Origin of the sequence: Streptomyces coryli, assembly GCF_011044975.1 — a bacterium.
In the GTDB taxonomy this organism is placed as follows: Bacteria; Actinomycetota; Actinomycetes; order Streptomycetales; family Streptomycetaceae; genus Streptomyces; species Streptomyces coryli.
The window spans coordinates 1-3,164 of record NZ_JAAKZV010000448.1; the positions used below are offsets into that span (position 1 = coordinate 1).

General features: G+C 73.9%; 2 protein-coding genes and 1 pseudogene. 2 read left to right on the plus strand and 1 reads right to left on the minus strand.

Going from position 1 to position 3,164, the window contains the following annotated elements:
* The first annotated feature begins 58 nt into the window (after positions 1–58).
* On the plus strand, positions 59–829 hold the full coding sequence (locus tag G5C51_RS40980) for a polysaccharide deacetylase family protein (protein WP_165245869.1): 771 nt from the start codon (positions 59–61) through the stop codon (positions 827–829).
* A 57-nt stretch (positions 830–886) separates the two neighbouring features.
* The gene (locus G5C51_RS40985; RefSeq protein ID WP_165245871.1) at positions 887–2,059 is read left to right on the plus strand and encodes a DUF5925 domain-containing protein; all 1,173 of its coding nucleotides are present in this window, start codon (positions 887–889) and stop codon (positions 2,057–2,059) included.
* A 12-nt stretch (positions 2,060–2,071) separates the two neighbouring features.
* Here the strand turns inward: G5C51_RS40985 and G5C51_RS40990 are convergent.
* Positions 2,072–3,164 (minus strand): annotated as a pseudogene (locus tag G5C51_RS40990) (transcriptional regulator); the annotation flags it as partial.

A 3,164-nucleotide genomic window follows, 5' to 3' on the forward strand; every position in this document is an offset into this window, starting at 1 on the left:
GGCGGGAACAGCCCTCCGAGGACGGAGCCGCGGCGTGAACGCACCCGTACCCATCCTCATGTTCCACGCCGTCTGCGAGACCCCGGCCCCGGCCGCGCACCGCCTCAGCGTCGCACCCCGCGACTTCGCCGCACAGCTCGACGTCATCGCCGCGGTCGGCGCCACGCCGGTCACCACCGCCGAGCTGGCCACCGCCTGGCGCGACGGCAGCCCGCTCCCCCGCAACCCCGTCGTCATCACCTTCGACGACGGGTACGCAGGCGTGCACCGGCACGCGCTGCCCCTGCTCACCAAGTACGGGTTCCCCGCCACCGTTTTCGCCGCCACCGGCTGGCTGTGCGGCCCGTACGACACCGGCGGCGCGCCGGACACGATGCTCGGCTGGCCGCAGCTGCGCGAGCTCGCCGCCGCCGGGGTGGAGATCGGCGGGCACAGCCACACCCACCCCCAGCTGGACCAGATCCCGGACCCGCGGCTGCACTTCGAGCTGCGCGTCTGCCGCGAGATCATCACCGCCGAGACGGGCAGCGCGCCGACCTCGTTCGCGTACCCGTTCGGCTACTCCGACCGCCGCGTCCGGCAGGCCGTCCGCGACGCCGGCTTCGCCCAGGCGCTCGCCGTCGAGAACGATCTCGCCCGCTCCCGCCAGGGCCCGTACGCGCTGCGCCGCTTCACCGTGCGCCGCAACACCACCCTCGACGCCTTCGAACGGGCCGTGACCGGCCGCCCCCAGCTGCGCGACGTCGCCACCGACCGCGCCCTCACCCGCGGCTACGCGGTGGTGCGCCGGAGTCGCCAGGCGGTACGGAAGGTGCGCGCGGCCACCTGAGACACGCCGGGAAAAACCTGTGTGCGCAAGCAGGTTCCGTACCGGACCATGGGCGGCATGTGTGCCGAGCGCCGTACCGAAGCGAGGAGGATCCTCCTGCCCGTCGACAGGCCTGCCCTCAATGACACTGTCACCCCGGCGGAAGAGGCCCTCTCCATCCGCCTGAACGTCGATGACAGCGACTCCACCGTGGACGTCGTCGACGCGCTCTTCCTGGGGAGATTCGCCACCGGCGAGCAGCCGTACTCCCGCACCCGCTCCATCGACCGGGTCAAGAAGGACGCCGGGCTGCTGCCGCCCGGCGCCACCGTGCTGCGCGCCGCGAAGGACGCGAACCGCTGCGGTTCCACCCTCGCCGAGGGCGCCGGCTACACGGTGCTGGTCTCCCGCTGGCAGCAGGGCGCGGACGTCACCGTCACCGCGGTCACCGACGAGCTCGCCGAGCAGGTCCTCACCCAGGCGACCGACGGCGCCGCCGACGAGCCGGCGCCGCAGCCCGACCACGTGTCGATGGGCTTCTGGTACGTCTCCCCCGGCCGGCACGGCCCGCGCCGCACGACGCGCAAGATCTCGGCCGCGTCGTGGGACGAGGTCCGTACGAACTACACGGCCCCGGTGGCCACCGCCATGGACAAGCTGATGAAGCTGACTCCCGACGACATCGGCGGCCGGCTGCTGCTCCTGCACGGCCCGCCCGGCACCGGCAAGACCTCGGCGCTGCGCACCCTCGCCCGTTCGTGGCGGGACTGGTGCCAGGTGGACTGCGTGCTGGACCCGGAGCGGCTGTTCAACGACGTCGGCTATCTGATGGACATCGCCATCGGCGAGGACGACCCGGCCGGGACCGGCAAGTCCCGCTGGCGGCTGCTGCTCCTGGAGGACTGCGACGAGCTGATCCGCGGCGAGGCCAAGCACGCGGCGGGCCAGGCGCTGTCGCGGCTGCTGAACCTCACCGACGGCCTGCTCGGGCAGGGCCGCAATGTCCTCGTCGGGGTGACGACGAACGAGGATCTGGAGCGGCTGCACCCGGCGGTGGTCCGTCCGGGGCGCTGCCTGGCCCGTATCGAGGTGGGGAATCTGACCCGCTCCGAGGCGGTGGAGTGGCTCGGCACGGACGAGGGCGTGGGGCGCGAAGGCGCCTCGCTCGCGGAGCTGTACGCGCTGCGGCGCGGCACCGCGCCCGGGGTGGCGGCGGTGCCGGAGCAGGACCGGTCGGGGCTGTACCTGTAGCTCCGCGCCGGATCAGTCGCTCACCCAGCGCCGCTCCTCGAGCGCGTAGCCGTAGCGCTTGAGGCCCTTGGTGCTGCTGGTACGGAACGGACGGCCCGCGTCGTCGATGCGGGTCGTGCCGCTCCGGCCGCCGCTGGTCCACTCGACCTCCAGGTACCAGCGGGCGTCGTACTCGCCGGTGTCCGCGCGCACCCGGAAGGCGAGCGGGGACTTGCCGGTCACCTGATAGGGCAGTTCGGCGGGCGGCACCTCGCGCTCGCCGTCGTAGCCGCTCACCGGGCTCGGGACCGGCCGGTTCGCGTCGAGGTTCACCTTGAAGTACGCCTTGCCGACGAGGCCGCCGCAGCCGTTGCTCATCTCGAACGCGGGCAGCTTCGCGGGTGTCGTACGGCCGGTGACGCGGACGTTGACCGCCTCCACGACGACGGGCGCGGAGCCACTCGGCTCCAGGGTGGTCTCGACGATGGTGTTGCCGCCGTGCACGGCGCCGAGGCTGCTCGCCCAGGAGGCGGCGTCCTGCTGCACCGGCGGCGGGGGCACGGTCGAGGGGGACTTGTCGACGAGGTAGACGTGGTCGCAGCCGTGTTCCCAGACGTGCGAGCGGGTGGAGGCGGTGAGGGGGGCGGGCTGCCCGGGGCCGTCGTCGCTGCCCTCGTCCCCGTCCCCGTCCCCGTCCGGGGAGCCGTCCGCGCCTTCCCTGGTGTCCGCCTTCTCCGGCGAGGCGCTCCGGTCGCGCTTGTCCGCCGGGCTGCCGTCCTTCCCGCCCGGCGAGGCGTACGGGTTCTTCCCGCCGCCGCCCGGCTTCCCTTCCCCGTACGCGCCGTCGTCCTGCCGCGGCGCCCCGACCGAACCGTCGCCCCGCGCACCGGACTCGGCGTCCTGCGGCGGCATGAAGACGGCGGTGGCGACGAGCGCGAGGACGAGGGCGGCAGCGGCGACGGCGGGCCAGATGATGGTGCGGTGGCGGACGAGCCAGGGGGGCGGGGGGCCGTCGTCGATGGGGGCGTTGGCGGGACCGACGGGATTGGCGGACTTGGCGGACTCGGCGGACTCGGCGGACTCGGCGGACTCGGCGGACTCGGCGGACCCGGCGGACTCAGCCGAC

Bases quoted from the DNA above. Each gene is read 5' to 3' on its own strand.
- G5C51_RS40980 (WP_165245869.1), top strand. From the start codon at position 59: ATGTTCCACGCCGTCTGCGAGACCCCGGCCCCGGCCGCGCACCGCCTC.
- G5C51_RS40985 (WP_165245871.1), top strand. From the start codon at position 887: ATGTGTGCCGAGCGCCGTACCGAAGCGAGGAGGATCCTCCTGCCCGTC.